The following is a 14,401-nucleotide window of genomic DNA, read 5'->3' as shown; positions in this document are numbered from 1 at the left end:
ATGATCAGGATATTAGCGTTCGTCATCAGTATTGCCGGACTGTTTGGATGCGCAACTGAACGATTCGGCAATTTCGAATCCAATGCGCCTTCTGGGCTTCATGAAGGCATTGCGACCGATACCATTCAGCAGCTGGAAAAGGTCTATCCACCTGCTCAAACTCAATTCAATTTCGGCCAAGTGGTTCCAAAATCCGACCGATTTGGCATGTTGTTGCTGGAATCGCTGAGAGCAAAAGGCTATGCAGTGAAGGAATATAGCCCGAAATCAACTGCCACCGGCGCTGGACTGAGATTCCAGTACGTCATTGACAGGCCATCTAATACGCCAGATTTGTATCGTCTTAAGCTCAAGATCGACGACGTTACGTTGACTCATGCTTATGAGGCAAAGAATAACACCGCCTTGTCAGCAGGCGCATGGGCAAAAATGGAGTAAAGCAATGGAACGTACAGCAGATACCGTCAATGAAGATTATATGTCGCCGGAAATGTCACCGGATGAGCCAGAAGCCGGTCACGGCGTTCGCCGGGTCAATAACTTGCCAGTGCTTATTCTGGGCGTCGCCATCTCAATATTTTTGATCATAATGGTCCTTGTTGCAGCCGACCGGGCAAACCAGCAGAACAAACCCGATATAGCAGATCGGCAGAAAGGCGGGAACGCCAATATGTTGGCAAAGGAAATAGTCGGCAATAATCTGGGAGGCATTATTCCCCCTGAAACTAAACCGCAACCAGAGCCGCAAGCGGAACCTACACCGCCAGTCAAAATTGTTCGGGCCGATATGCCGCCTACACCCCCAGCCGCCGCGCCCAATAGAGCCCGTACCCCGGAAGAGGATGCAGCCGCACGTATTGCCGCAATGAAGCGTCAACAATTTGAAGATGCAATTAAGGCAAAAACGATGGTAACGGCAGTTTCCCCGCGTAGCGCCGGCTCACCTCCAACCGTCGTTTCAGCATCACAAGTTCAGACAACAAGCCGAGACGGAGTACTCGCGAAGCTGGCGGCGGTCAGAGAGCAAATGACGGACGCAGACCCGATGACCGCATATAAGAAACGACTTTCGGCATTGCAAGAGTCTGGAATTATGGAAGCAGGTGGGGAAGGCGGGATTGGCAGCAATGAACTATCGCCGCAACTCGTTAGTTCCGAAGGCACGGGTGACAAAAACAACATCAATCAATTCGGGAAATCAGGATCAAGCGATAGATGGCGACTGGACTCATTACCAGAAGCGCCCAGAACGCCATTCGAACTGAGAGCCGGTTTCATTATCCCTGGAACGTTAATTTCTGGGATCAATTCCGAGTTACCTGGGCAGATTATGGCCCAAGTTTCACAGGACGTGTTTGATACGGCAACCGGAAAATATTTATTGGTTCCGCAAGGCTCCAGATTGGTTGGTGTTTATTCAAGCGAAGTGGAATACGGTCAATCGCGTGTTCTTGTTGCATGGCAACGTATCGTCTTCCCCGATGGCAAGGCGATGGATATTGGCGCAATGCCGGGGGCCGATAGCGCGGGATATGCAGGATTCACGGACCAAGTAAATCATCACTTTGTTCGTATATTTGGTTCCGCACTGCTGATGTCGGCGATTACTGCCGGAATTACTTATAACCAGCAGCAGAACCAGCAAAACAACGGATACACGGCCCCTAATGCCAACAGTGCGATGAGTAATGCACTCGGACAACAACTAGGCCGTGTGACCTCCCAAATGATCGCGAAAAACATGAATATCGCGCCGACTCTGGAAATAAGACCCGGCTATCGATTCAACATTATCGTTACGAAAGATCTAACGCTAACCAAACCGTATCAAGCATTCGACTATTAAGGTTCACACCATAGGAGTAAGTTATGAAAAACAACAGCATTTTAGCCGCTAAAAAATTGATGTTAGGCTTGGTGATCGCTACAGCAATGTTCGCACCAACGATTTCACGTGCGGGCGTTCCAGTAATTGACGGCACAAATCTGACGCAAAACGTTATGACTGCCGTTGAAGAAGTCGCTCAGACATTGAAGCAAGTGCAGGAATATGCCACTCAACTGGAACAGTATTCAACGCAGTTGCAGCAATACGAAAATATGCTGCAAAACACTGCATCTCCAGTGGTCAATATCTGGGATAGAGCGACCGCAACAATGGGAAGACTTCGCGGAACCATTGATACCGTCACTGGTTATAAAGACAGGTTCGGAAACCTAGATAACTATTTGTCAAAGTTTAAAGACATCAACACTTATAGAGGCTCAGCATGTTTTAACGGCGAGGCCTGCACGGAAGCCGATTTAGCCGACTTACGCGATTCTGTTCACCTTGGTTCTGAGGCGCAACAAACAGCAAACAAAGCCGCAATCGAAGGCCTGGATAGCCAACAAACCGCTTTGGAGGCCGATGCCGCAACGCTTGAAGATCTTCAAGCGGCGGCACAAGGTGCCGATGGTCAAGTCAAGGCAATCGGTTATACCAATCAGCTCGCCAGCCAACAGGCCAATCAGCTTCTGCAAATTCGCGGGTTGTTGATTGCGCAACAAAACGCCGACATAACCCGAAATCAGGCTCTTGCAAATAAGGAAGCACAACAACAAGCGGCATCAGACAAGGCCCACGTTGTGCCGTATGCATACGGCGATAATGCAGGCTGGAGCATCAGGTAACTCCACATGTCCATTAAATATATCCTGGTGGTGATACTGATCGTGTCCGCGATTGCAACAACCGTAAGCAACTGGGACGGTCTTTTTAATCGCGGCGATGACATTTTGCCGGTCGCGGAGGAAGCGGAATCAGACACTGACACTGACACTGATGGCGAAGAGTTTGTTGTCAATGAAATAAATTGTCGACATGAAAATCTTGCTCGCATTGTGAATGAGAAAAAGCGGCGTCGACTAGCGTCGGCTTGTGCTCGCCGGGTGACGTTCGGTGCTGCCAACAATCGAAATTGGACGATCAAATGAATAAACAAATGTTATTGATTGCTACCATCCTGATAGCGTTATCTACTGACGCCTTAGCGGCAATAGATGGGCCGAACATTATGGATGATGTTCAAGGACGATTCGCCGCAGCAGCAGCCGGATGGGCCGACGCCATAACTGCGAGAGCAACCTGGCTATTCTGGGTATTGGCCTTAATTTCTATGGTATGGACACATGGCTTTTTATTATTAAGAAAGGCCGATATTGGCGAGTTCTATGCCGAATTCCTTCGGTTCACGATCACCACAGGGTTCTTCTGGTGGTTGTTGAGTAACGGTCCTGCAATGGCGACCGGCATATTTGCATCAATGCAAACGCTAGGGTCAAATGCGGCCGGCCTCGGAGTGGTAACACCGTCTGGCATTATTGATGCTGGATTCCAGGTGTTTGGCAAAGCAATTACAGCATCCTCCATCTGGGAACCAGTCGAGGGCGCTGCGCTGATTATCATGGGAGCGGTCGTACTGGTAATAATGGCCCTGATTGCTACGAATATGCTTGTGCTCTTTATTAGCGGCTGGATCCTTGCTTATGCCGGTGTGATTTATCTGGGCTTCGGCGGTGGCCGCTGGACTACGGACATGGCAATTGGCTTTTACAAAACGGTACTGAACGTCGCCATACAATTGATGGCAATGATTCTGATTGTCGGGATTGGGCAAGCCTTTATCAATGATTATGTCGCGGCAATGGAGGCCGATATGACCTACGCGGATATGGGCTCGTTTCTAGTCGCATCAGTGGTTTTATTGTTATTGGTCAACAAAGTGCCGCCAATGCTAGGGCAAGTCGCATTCGGTGGCGGAACTGGGGCACTTGGGCACGGATTTGGAGCTGGTTCAGCAATGGCGGCGGCGGCTACTGCCGGAGCCGCCATCGGCGTTGCTGGCGGGGCGATTGCCGCTGGAGCAACGAATATCGGAGGCGGTATTCAAGCCATTATGGCGGCGTCCAATAAAGCAGCGGAATTCGCCGGAAGTGGTGGGTCGGATTCAGCATCAAGGATGACCGCCGACTATCTACAAGGCGGCCAGAGCAATAGCGATTCATCATCCTCAAAAACGACGACACCGCTTGGTGAAGCAATGGGGGGAAGCAGTACGTCCAGCCGGGACAGCAACCCCAAATATGGCCCTTCAATGATAAAAAATCTGGCGACTGGTATTGGCGAAGTCGCAAAACAGAAAATCAGGGACAGAACCAGTAATACGTTCGGCGGCCAAGTCGCATCCGCAATTAGCAATAGCGGGCAAACAACACCCTCATTTGGTGGAGATAGCTTATCTGGATCCGATGAGGCAGTTGATCCAGCCGAAGAAGTCGCTGCATTCACTAACGGTAACAATAGCGGTAACGCGCAATCAGCATAACAGGTGAAAAATCATGAAAACGTTAAAACTTTGCATTATTGCAATCGGCATATTTTCCGCGTTAGTGTTTTCTCAACCGAAAACAGCTCGCGCGAATTTCTTAAACCAATGTCCGAGACAATAATATGCCCGCTATAGACATTCCTCCACAAAAACAAGAGCAGGTTGTTTGCGCGATTACTGCGGCAGAGAAATTTGATATACCAGCGAATATTGTGCTGGCTGTTGCCGAGAAAGAAGGCGGAAAACCGGGGCAATGGGTCAGGAATACAAATGGCACTTACGATGTAGGCCCGATGCAATTCAATACGTCCTACTTAAATCAACTGGCAAAGTACGGCATTACGCCAGAGGATGTAGCAAGCGCCGGATGCTACCCATACGATCTAGCTGCATGGCGGTTAGCTGTTCATATCAAAGACGATAAGGGTGACTTGTGGACCAAAGTCGCAAATTATCATTCAAGAACGCCTTATTACAATGGGATATACAAGGCGGATTTGATGGTACGAGCCAACAAGTGGGCCGATTGGCTAGATGTGGTTCTAAAGGGTGGAACTTTAGAGGTCCATCAAGCAAGGAAGACGGAGCCGGCACCCGCTCAGAGTCAACAGAATATCTTAACGGCGCAGTATCAAAGGCCGATGCAAATGCAGACGGCCACAACTTACATCCCTCGCAAAATTATGGTTAGCGCCGACTAACTGTCTCATTTTAGCCGCTAAAAAAGGAAGAATAGAATGAACTATCCACGTGTAGTTGTGGCAGATGGCACCATTGAAGCCATCAAGTGGTTTTCACTGATCCTTATGATTATCGATCACACCAACAAATATTTATATAAGGGCGGCATTCCTGTTTTATTCAACATAGGCCGCTTAGCGATGCCGTTATTTGTTCTGGTTCTCGCGTATAACCTTGCAAGGCCAATGGCGTTCGAGCGTGGCGTACATATCCGGATTATTAAGCGATTGGCGTTGTGTGGATCGTTGGCAACCCCGGCCTTCCTTGCTTTGGGCGGATTACTGGCCGGATGGTGGCCGTTAAACTTTATGTTTGCGTTGTTGGTTCTCACGCTCACCATTTATTTAATCGAGCATCAAACGATCACTGGCTACCTAGCTGCGGCGGTAGTGTTTTTACTTGGTGGCTCAGTGGTCGAATATTGGTGGCCTGGTCTTATTCTTGGCTTATCGGCGTGGTGGTATTGTAAAACGCCACAGCTTGCCCCGGTAATTATTGCAACTATATCCATTCTGTCATTACGTCTAATCAGTGGCAATTACTGGGCCCTGGCGGTATTACCGGTTGCATTGATAGCTTGTTTAGTGCGATTGCCCGTTCCGCGTGTCCAATGGGCGTTCTATGCCTTTTACCCATTGCACCTAACCGCTCTGTGGATCATTTCCATGACAGACACAACTTTCACCAACCTATAAGGAAGTATTTATGACCATAAAGCGCCTAGTCATACTTGCGTCATTTATGACGTTCGCAAACGTCGCAAAAGCGCAAACATTCCATATTGAGCCGATTACCTCAAACACGGTAGCCGATGTCGGCATCATTGAAATGCCACGATCAAATACCGTAACAGTCTTATTTGATAATCGGAGCATTACTTTTCGTCCTAGCATTAACGATTCGTCGGTTTTGGACGACGCCAAGAATGCCGCATTGATAACGGTTCGAGGCCGGACCAGTACGCCAATCCCGAGCGCTAAGGACGAGCAGCTTGCATTATCAAGGGCAGTATCCGCTAGAAATTACTTAATAGAGCGTGGCGTGTCTCCTTTGAAAATTCACGTGAATTACGCTTCCGGATCTGATTTTATCGCAGACAATTCAACACCCGAAGGGAGGCGTCAAAACCAGCGGGTGGAAATTGAACTGGTGTACGTCACACCGACAAGCAGTTACTCGTCAGTCACCCAATAGTAGGAAAGTACTTTGCCTACCCACAGTAACCTTGCCGGCACTTTTTGCGGTTTTACCAATCGCGCATTCAACCTTAAATTAAGCGATAATTGTTATTCTGTCCGTATGAACAATACGCCCCAGCAATGGTTTTTTACAATCAGAGAAATATATGGCAGCACTAGTAGAAGGCAAAGTAAAGTGGTTCAACGATGAAAAAGGCTTTGGTTTCATTGAACAAGCCGGCGGCAAAGATGTCTTTGTCCACTTTAGTGTGATCCAAGGCAGCGGTCGGAAAAGCCTGAAAGAAGGCCAGCGCGTGACCATGGAAGTGACCGCCGGGCCCAAAGGCCCACAAGCTGAAAACGTGACCCCTTTATAAGCATCTATTCATTGGCTAGCAAAGAGCGAAACCAGACCCGATGTAAATGCTTGTTTTTATTATAAAATTAAGCGGTTAATTTCCATTATTTAACATAACCTATCTTATGCGAAGTCGCACTTGTTAGTGCAATTAACGGAACTGGTATTGTCCCGGTGAAAAAATTCAACGCCTCTTTATTTGGTGCTGGCCATTTTTCAAAGTCCTTTTGCAGAGGTAGACGCCGGCGGGCCGACGTCACTCGTCTACATCATCAAAAATACTGCGGCTGACACCATTGCTCACACTCGGTTCATCAACTGTGATTTCTCGCGAAGTTGAGCTATCCGCCTCCGTTGGATTTTCGTCAATCCACTCTTGAACCTGCAAACGCTCTCTTTTGACAATGTTACTGATACGCCGACTCTGGGGATACGATTCTGTGATAGCAGAGAGTAATTGTGTGAAACGCCTCATATGCCATTCAGGGTCATCATCCGGAGCACGGTTTGCTTGATGTTCAAGACGTACCTCCTCGATACGTGGCAGCACCTTAGTACGAACCGCCTCCCGTAGTCTGCTAAGTTCCTTGTCGTTCAACAGCGAACGCAATTCCGGATCGCTCAGGACACGAGCGTCATCGCCATCACAAGCATATTTACTGACATTTTCGGCCAAAGTTCTACGCCTGTCTTCTGGCAGGAGGTCGAGCTTGAACAAGCGAATAGCAAGGTCGATTTCGACGGAGAAGTCCAAGTAAAGCATAGGCTCAACAATCGACTCAATCAATTTCCGGTCAGCCGCGAGATACGCCTCCAGAAATTGCTTGTTGCACCGCCGGGCCAGGAAGCCTAGCAATTCCCGACGAGCCCCCCATCCTGACATCCATTCGGTCTTATACGCTGAACTCGATTTAAACGCCACAAGTCGCTCAATTAGGAGGGCAAACAAAGAACTAGGAAGCACAACTGCATTATCAATGCCCATGTCTCCGCAGGTTATCTGCCGCATGAGCTTTTCGATGTCGCTACCGCGTACATATATCCCAAGAAGTTCCGGGCTCTCTCGAAGCATTGCAGAGTAGGCGTCGCCGATGGTCGGGTGCTTGAAAGTCCAAAAGGACTCTCCGTCCGAGGTCGCATAGACAGCAAGACTGCCACGCAGTGCTTCGAGCGCTGCTATACACGCACCAAGGTTGCTATGCAATCGCCTCAGCGCCTCATCTTCAACGGGTATCAATGAAATTGGACTAGGCAAGCGCCCATTGGACATATAAATTAATGCCAGTGCTGCCTTGCTATCCGTATCTAGTTCTTTACAGATGTCCATGAGGAATTGTTCGCGCTTGTCGACAAAGTTCGCCAAGCTCCATTCGGATAAGTACAAATTCTTGGTGAAGAAGGGATCTGCCAGTCTCCTGGCAATCTCCGGAATGAACCTATTGTGTTTCGCCACAGAGTCCAAATATGGCTTCACGGCAGCACGAAACTTAGGGGATTGCCTTCCCAGCTTCAGGTGGTTGTAGAGAATCTGCCGCCGTTCGTCCACCGAAAGATCATGGACATCAATGACAACTTGGCTCTCCTGGAACAAAGGAAAGACTCCTTCCTTCAATTCTTTCCGCGCACGGTTATAGATGTAGTCACGTGACGTCATCACCACACGGTTACCTTGGCGGAGTATCGTCTTCACCTCGTTAAGGATGTGGTTCCAACCTGAGACAAGAGGACTTTCGTACTGAGTTACTCCGAAGGCGTCGTCGATCCAAAATAGCTGGGACTTCTCATGCGGATTCCAACGCTCCACGACGGACTGCGGAGTCGCTAGCTTAACGACAGACGCGCCCCACTGGTCAGCAGATGACATCGCAAGTAACGAGGCTATTGTCGTCTTTCCTGACGCAGGCTCGCCAACGATAAGCACAAAACGATATACGTCGAGTGCTTTCGCTGCTTTCCGATAGGATTCCGTCAGAACGACCTTAGCCAGATCTTCGCGCATGGATTCGAGAACCGCCGCGGCCTGGGCATATGCTCGCTCGTCTAAGATTTGACTTAAGTCCCCGAGACCGTATACTCGTGGAACCATCATCCTTAAGCGCTTACTCTCACGAATCTGGTTTTCTAGCCAAGTGACGCCAAATATCCGGATGTCTTTGACACCAGCCTCGTTGAATTTCTCCTTTAGCTTCAGCTCAGTCGCACCGGAAACGCCGGCATTTGTCATCAAAATGTAGACGTCACACTCGCTCTTGTCTACCAACCGTCTGACCTTGCTGAATTCTTCTTCGAGATCCGATGGTGTGAGAGCGTATCCGGCTCGAGCAGTGAACTTGCATTGGATGACAAACCGACCAGAGAGCGACTCACCATTTTGTTGGCTCCAGATACCTGAGAACGCCCCATCTCGACCACCGTCATTCGTGTCTAGAAAGGACTGGACAGTTTGACCGAGTACCTCGCGCGAAACGGACAGGCAGAGTTGTTGAAAACTGTGCCAACCTAATGTGTGAAGATTAAACATGCAGGAACCGGTGTGGAAAAGCATTTGATAACTTCGGCCAGCTTGACCGTCTCGAGGTTAATCATCAGCATCTACTTCAGTGACGGCTCATCGCAGACTTGAAGGCTTTGGGTACTCGATACGCTTGATCCAGCTCAACTACGAGCCAGCTCAATAGTACGAAATTCCTGTCCAAGGAAACCGAACTTGTGTGCAAACAAACCCGCGATTTTTTCGTCCGCAGTCGCAAAGAAGAGTTGGCGGTCCGATTTCAAGACGAGGTTTCGTAGGTAGTCGAGAAACGATAAGGCATTCAGGTCGTCGATGTGTGAAATCGGATCGTCGAGCAAGATGACCTTCGGACCTTCCTTGACCTGAGCGTTCATCGCCAAGAACATAGAGAGGGCGTAAGCTGCCCGTTGTCCCGTGCTCACTTCGTTAAGCTGGACTGCGGCGTTGTTATCTCGCCTTCTCAAAGGGGAGAAAGCTTCGGCTGTCACTTGGTACTCCGCTGGCGCATGAATGCGGCTGAATATACTATCAGCCACTGTGTGGGTTGCTGCAACAACGGCTGCACTCGCGTCGTCGAGCGACTGGTTCTCGATAATATCGTCAAGCACCCGCTGCGATGCAGCTAGTCGTTCAAGCGCACCACGGGTGACACTAAGGCGTTCCGTAACCTGCTCCAACTGCGTACGTAGCGACTTCAAGTGCGTTTCGGAGTTGTTGTCACTCTGAATGGCGGCCAACACCGTTTTGGCCCCCAGCACGGCAGCTTCCAATGAGGCGTAAAGTGACATTAGGTCTGTTGAGGGTACTAAGCGCAGGAACCGGCGCACTTTATAGCAGACTTCTATGGCCCCCTGGGTCTGCCTGAGGCGAGCAAGTACCAGGTCCATACCTGATGACAGAGATTGCTCGCTGTCGATAGCCGCAGAGGCTAGATGACGCCTTGCTTCAGCGTTCCTACGGACATTGTCCTTGTCAATGACTGTTATCTCTTCGCGAACATCTCGCAGGTATTTTTCGATTCGCTGAGCAGCCTCAGCTATGTTCAAAGATCCTGTCTCTGGCTGGTCGTCTCCCTCGAGGGGGGTACACAGTTTCCTAACCGCTTCCAACGACAGGCCCGCCCGTGAGTAGCCATCGATCCCCGATTTTGCAGAGTGTCTTGCGTTAAGAAGTGTTTTTTGCCGCTCTATCAGGGTTGTTGACGCACGCTGGATAGCGCTGACGCTTACGGTCAAGCGACTGTCGGCGATGACACGCGAAAACTTTTCAAGTTGCTCTAACCAGGTCGTTTCTTGAGTGACAAGCTTCTGCCGATTGATGAGTTGTTCGATATTGTGTTTGAGCTCCGACGCTGCTGTGTCCGAAGGAGTCAATACGAGAGATTCCATATGGTGCAAAAGCTCACCAGGCCCGAACTCGGTACCACATACAGGGCAGTTGGCATCGGAATGCCGATGCTCAACGACCTTGCGAGCCCAGTCATGCAACTCTACCAGGGCGTTTTGCAATTGCGACTGCGTGCTCGTTAAAATGGTTAGGCGCTGCTGGGACTCCGTGATTTCATTGTGAAGCGCGTTTAGGGTCTTTTCAGACTCGTTGTGAGCTTCAAGAATCGTCTTACTCCCCCACATGGTCTCCCAACCTTCCGGTGGCTCAATGGTCGGCAGAGCCGAGAATGCCTTCGTATTCGATACGAGTTCATCGTTTGTTCGCTGTAGCGACTCCGAAAGCTGGACAAGTTCCTCAACTGCTGCGGGAGCTACAGCAGCAAGAGCTGCCTTTCTTGACTCAGCCAAGCTTTGCCGTTTCGCTAGTATGCTGCGGCGCTGCTCGTTCGTCTTGATGTGCGCGAGCTCCTCTCGCATTGCCTCTGACGCGGGGAGCAGAGTCTGCACATATTCAGCGGCGGACGCCTCAGTGATGGGGCCGCGCAGCCAGTTGAGCTGGCGAACCACGCCCAATTGCGAAGTCAGGTCTGAAAGAGACTCAACAAGTTGTTCTGATACGAGTTGCTTGTCTTTGGGGACACCTTGCCATCCAATCCGTTCTAAGTCCTTTAAAAATACAGCAAAGGCCGCATCGGATTGGCCTGGGATTGCTTCGAGCGAGTTAATTTCCTGCTCTTTGGCTTTCTGGTCCGATTCGGCAACGGCACGCACGGAGCGTTTGGCACGGATATCTTCAGCAATTGCTTTTCGCACATCTTGAATGCGCCGCCAAATCAAAGTGGCTTCGTGACCACTCAGCAGTGCGGCCAGACTGTCTGCGTTGCCGGTCAGAACCGCCCCAGGATCACCCTTGAGCAGAGAAAGCTCCGCCGCCGCGTCGGTGTTCAGAAAATTGAACCGCGCAAACTGGTTGGGCAGCTTGTTCTGGCGGCTGGTGTCATCACTTCCATACCAAAGCCGTTGGCGGGTCTTGAAATCGGATAAGGATTGTATTCCCGAGGTCTTGACGCTAACACCAGAGGCTAGGTGGCCTTCAACTGAGCTTTGCTCATGAGTCGGGGAACGTCGGTTTGCGCCGCAAAACAGAAACTCAAGGCTTTCCAATAGCGAAGTCTTGCCAACGCCGTTCGAGCCAAAGAGCAGATTCGCTTTACCAAGGCCTTCAAAATATTTTCGCCGAGGATAAGGTCGAAAGCTGCTTAGGTCAAGACTGGCCAAATGTGCTGATACGAGCTGATGGCTGGCTTCGAGCCCTGAGGTCTTTCTAGTGCGAACCGATTGTTTGGCCGTTCCTGTAGCAATGTTCCTTACGATGTTAGCGATAGGGCGGTCGCCATCTAGAATGTCCTCTAAGCCAACTGTACCTAGGCTTTCCGACCAGGATTGAACTATATCGGCTGTCACAGCCGACTTGTCGACAACTGCCACTGAATCAAGTTCTTCGAGGACACGGTCAAATTCGTCTTCAAAGACAACGTATTTGCGAGCATAGCATCTGTCGGCCTCAAGGTAGCTTTTGGTTAAGCTAAAGTCGGGGCTGCGGGCTGCTTCGCGACCAACTACAAAGTACAGATAGTTGTTCCAGCGAAGGTCCGGAGATGCGCCTTCGTCGAAGTAGGTTTGACCAATAACCTCATCAAGGTAACTGTTCAGGCTGCCAACGGTCTCAGGCAGATGATTGTTCAGGTCAAACACATAGGCCGCAAAATCCTGTTCACCTCGCCTGCGCACCCCACGGAGCACACCGGACGCGACCTCTGAAACATTTACAAGCCTCTTACCAATCCTCTCTTGAGCGTTTTGCAGATTCATTGTTGGGCTCCTTGTTGGTCATCGGCCACACGGCAAAATGATGGTATTCCAATATCAACAGGAGACTGCCCAGCGGGTTGTACGAACGATGAGTCTCGCGGACTGATATAGTGATTTGGTCCCATAGCGGTGCTGTAGAGGATGCAAAAACGTTCGACTCGCGTCGCATAGTGCTGCCGATTGAAGCTGTCCATCTGTTCCTGTGACAATGCGCGCTCGGGCTCGGGAGGTGGTCCTGCCAGCGCCTTGCGGGCGCGTTGGTCCAGCTTCTCTAGCTCTGTTAGGTCACCAATAAGCCCCGCGTGCACTATAGTTGCGACAGTTCCGTCGATAGCTACAACATTGCGATTAGGGAACTGCGGCGACCAATTGAAACTGAACCCTTGGCGCAACACTTCTACAGGTGCAGGCCATGGGTAGTTGTTCCCTCGCAGTTCAGCGATGGCTCGCACGGCACCTAGTCGTGCGGACCTGAAGCTCACCGCCTGAGATGCCGGATCTTGAGTCACAGTGACCCGTCGCACAATTTCCTGCTCGCATAGCTGCATCGAGTCAATGCGGTGGGGCTCATGCCAGTTGGCATTGGGGCCGAACTGACCTGCAGTGATGGCCATCGCTCGCTCGACCGAAATAGGGCTGAGCCGATACAGAGCTCGGACGTCTTCAAGGTCGATTTGAACTCCGCCCGCTCTGTCTAATTGTGCGTCGAAGCCATCATTAGGCAGTTCCTTTGGAGTACGAGGCTCAACCCAGTTACTCAAGTCTTGAGACCATACAAATGTTTTTAGCGCTTTAGGGCCCGAACGTATTGACTGAGGTTTGGGTACTGCGTGGTGATAGACTTTAGTTGCTTGAAGGAGAAAAATCCGCGGCCGATAGTGAAACTGCAATGCATGGACGCGAATTGGTTCGTGACGCGTGTAGTAGATGCCGTGCCTGTGATTCTCATTGATTCTGCCGTCGGTGGTATCAAACTCTGACGGAAGAAGATACCAAGCTGAACCGCAAATATTAGCCCAGTTAAGCTCATTCTCGCCTTGCTGGTCAACGGATACTATATTATCGGCCCAGTTTAGGCATAAAAGCTCCGTTCTGCCGCCAAATGCGAAGAGCTCTTGCCTATACTTCTTGTATAGCAAGTGGCGAGGACTATTGTTGAGTTGGATATGCAGCAAAAACAATCCATCGTAGTACTTGTCTATAAGTGCTTTATCAAAGCCAAACACATCGGAGCAAATCAGGGTCATAAGGCGGACTTCGCCTGGCGCTCGGCCGAAAAGGTAGACATTCTGTCCAGGTAGCATCCCTGTTGCTTCTGTATTTTCTTGGTCTCCTGAGGCTTGCGTTTTGTACTGAACTAATAATACAAGCTGCTCCGAGATGTCGTCGCCGTATTTGGTTTTGAAGACGTAGACCAGTGGATTGCGATATTTCTGAGTCGTTATTTGCTTAGGTGAAATGTCATCATCAAGTACGACAGCGGTCGGTCCAAGCCGTTCGCGAATGGCGACGAGTCCCTCAAGCATCAAGCTCTCACATCCCAGAACCCAAAGCTTACCAGGCAGAGGTGTTATACCGGCTTCAATTGATTCTAGCAATGCGTCCCAGGGTACACTGTACTCTGGGCTGATCACCAAGTCTGGTTGAGTCGCTGCGACAAGCTGGAAGAACGACAACATTCTCAGTTTCTCGTCGCCTGGATCTGCATTGCCAATGGAACAATCTGTAATGCGAATGCGTCCCTCAGGCTGAATGGCGAGCACTGTATACAACGTTTCATCAGCTTGAAGGGCGTTCAGCTTCGGGTGAGTCAGCCCTACCTCTTGGAGTTTTTGTACAACAGAAACTATTTCCAACAGCGCTCCCCTCCTGTGAAGCTTTGGATGAAAGCGATAGAACCGGTGTATACCGGATCTAGCATCACATCAAACTGAAGTTCGATCTTTTAGCGAACTCTTTAGTTGTATTTAACCGCAGAAGTA

12 protein-coding genes are annotated in these 14,401 nt (G+C 50.1%); 9 read left to right on the top strand and 3 right to left on the bottom strand.

The features are described from left to right. The 9 genes from AB0A83_RS20770 (at position 1) to AB0A83_RS20730 (ending at position 6,666) form a co-directional block, all read left to right on the top strand. Positions 1-438 (top strand): hypothetical protein, encoded by a 438-nt coding sequence (locus tag AB0A83_RS20770; protein WP_196433879.1) that lies wholly within the window; start codon positions 1-3, stop codon positions 436-438. A gap of 4 nt (positions 439-442) precedes the next feature. Further along, a complete protein-coding gene (locus AB0A83_RS20765; protein WP_196433878.1) occupies positions 443-1,846 on the top strand; it encodes a TrbI/VirB10 family protein in 1,404 nt (467 codons plus the stop codon). Positions 1,847-1,869: 23 nt separating this feature from the next. Next, a complete protein-coding gene (trbJ, locus tag AB0A83_RS20760; protein WP_196433877.1) occupies positions 1,870-2,673 on the top strand; it encodes a P-type conjugative transfer protein TrbJ in 804 nt (267 codons plus the stop codon). Between the two features lie 6 nt (positions 2,674-2,679). Next, positions 2,680-2,976 (top strand): entry exclusion lipoprotein TrbK, encoded by a 297-nt coding sequence (gene trbK / locus AB0A83_RS20755; RefSeq protein WP_196433876.1) that lies wholly within the window; start codon positions 2,680-2,682, stop codon positions 2,974-2,976. Continuing rightward, positions 2,973-4,367 (top strand): P-type conjugative transfer protein TrbL, encoded by a 1,395-nt coding sequence (trbL, locus tag AB0A83_RS20750; protein ID WP_196433875.1) that lies wholly within the window; start codon positions 2,973-2,975, stop codon positions 4,365-4,367. The genes trbK and trbL overlap by 4 nt, the downstream gene beginning before the upstream one ends. 125 nt (positions 4,368-4,492) lie before the next feature. Continuing rightward, on the top strand, positions 4,493-5,071 hold the full coding sequence (locus AB0A83_RS20745; RefSeq protein WP_196433874.1) for a hypothetical protein: 579 nt from the start codon (positions 4,493-4,495) through the stop codon (positions 5,069-5,071). Positions 5,072-5,107: 36 nt separating this feature from the next. Then, complete coding sequence (locus tag AB0A83_RS20740) at positions 5,108-5,806, top strand: TraX family protein (RefSeq protein WP_319962718.1); 699 nt, start codon at positions 5,108-5,110, stop codon at positions 5,804-5,806. A 10-nt stretch (positions 5,807-5,816) separates the two neighbouring features. After that, entirely contained in the window at positions 5,817-6,305 is a 489-nt protein-coding gene (locus AB0A83_RS20735; RefSeq protein WP_319962719.1) for an OmpA family protein, read from the top strand. Positions 6,306-6,456: 151 nt separating this feature from the next. Continuing rightward, a complete protein-coding gene (locus AB0A83_RS20730; RefSeq protein ID WP_196433872.1) occupies positions 6,457-6,666 on the top strand; it encodes a cold-shock protein in 210 nt (69 codons plus the stop codon). A 237-nt stretch (positions 6,667-6,903) separates the two neighbouring features. Here AB0A83_RS20730 and AB0A83_RS20725 read toward each other — a convergent pair whose 3' ends face one another. From AB0A83_RS20725 to AB0A83_RS20715, 3 genes are all read right to left on the bottom strand, one after another. After that, the gene (locus tag AB0A83_RS20725) at positions 6,904-9,168 is read right to left on the bottom strand and encodes a hypothetical protein (protein WP_367156208.1); all 2,265 of its coding nucleotides are present in this window, start codon (positions 9,166-9,168) and stop codon (positions 6,904-6,906) included. 134 nt (positions 9,169-9,302) lie between these two features. Further along, the gene (locus tag AB0A83_RS20720; protein WP_367156207.1) at positions 9,303-12,419 is read right to left on the bottom strand and encodes a hypothetical protein; all 3,117 of its coding nucleotides are present in this window, start codon (positions 12,417-12,419) and stop codon (positions 9,303-9,305) included. After that, a complete protein-coding gene (locus tag AB0A83_RS20715; RefSeq protein WP_367156206.1) occupies positions 12,416-14,275 on the bottom strand; it encodes a hypothetical protein in 1,860 nt (619 codons plus the stop codon). The genes AB0A83_RS20720 and AB0A83_RS20715 overlap by 4 nt, the downstream gene beginning before the upstream one ends. Between the last annotated feature and the right edge of the window lie 126 nt (positions 14,276-14,401).

Origin of the sequence: Methylomonas sp. HYX-M1, from assembly GCF_040741385.1 — a bacterium.
In the GTDB taxonomy this organism is placed as follows: Bacteria; Pseudomonadota; Gammaproteobacteria; order Methylococcales; family Methylomonadaceae; genus Methylomonas; species Methylomonas rhizoryzae.
The sequence above is the reverse complement of the archived record's forward strand: the minus strand, read 5'-3'. Positions and strand labels throughout refer to the sequence as shown.

Coding starts and splice junctions, on each gene's coding strand:
- AB0A83_RS20770 (WP_196433879.1), top strand. CDS start 1: ATGATCAGGATATTAGCGTTCGTCATCAGTATTGCCGGACTGTTTGGA.
- trbJ (WP_196433877.1), top strand. CDS start 1,870: ATGAAAAACAACAGCATTTTAGCCGCTAAAAAATTGATGTTAGGCTTG.
- AB0A83_RS20745 (WP_196433874.1), top strand. CDS start 4,493: ATGCCCGCTATAGACATTCCTCCACAAAAACAAGAGCAGGTTGTTTGC.
- trbK (WP_196433876.1), top strand. CDS start 2,680: ATGTCCATTAAATATATCCTGGTGGTGATACTGATCGTGTCCGCGATT.
- AB0A83_RS20725 (WP_367156208.1), bottom strand. CDS start 9,168: ATGTTTAATCTTCACACATTAGGTTGGCACAGTTTTCAACAACTCTGC.
- AB0A83_RS20740 (WP_319962718.1), top strand. CDS start 5,108: ATGAACTATCCACGTGTAGTTGTGGCAGATGGCACCATTGAAGCCATC.
- AB0A83_RS20765 (WP_196433878.1), top strand. CDS start 443: ATGGAACGTACAGCAGATACCGTCAATGAAGATTATATGTCGCCGGAA.
- AB0A83_RS20720 (WP_367156207.1), bottom strand. CDS start 12,419: ATGAATCTGCAAAACGCTCAAGAGAGGATTGGTAAGAGGCTTGTAAAT.
- AB0A83_RS20730 (WP_196433872.1), top strand. CDS start 6,457: ATGGCAGCACTAGTAGAAGGCAAAGTAAAGTGGTTCAACGATGAAAAA.
- trbL (WP_196433875.1), top strand. CDS start 2,973: ATGAATAAACAAATGTTATTGATTGCTACCATCCTGATAGCGTTATCT.
- AB0A83_RS20735 (WP_319962719.1), top strand. CDS start 5,817: ATGACCATAAAGCGCCTAGTCATACTTGCGTCATTTATGACGTTCGCA.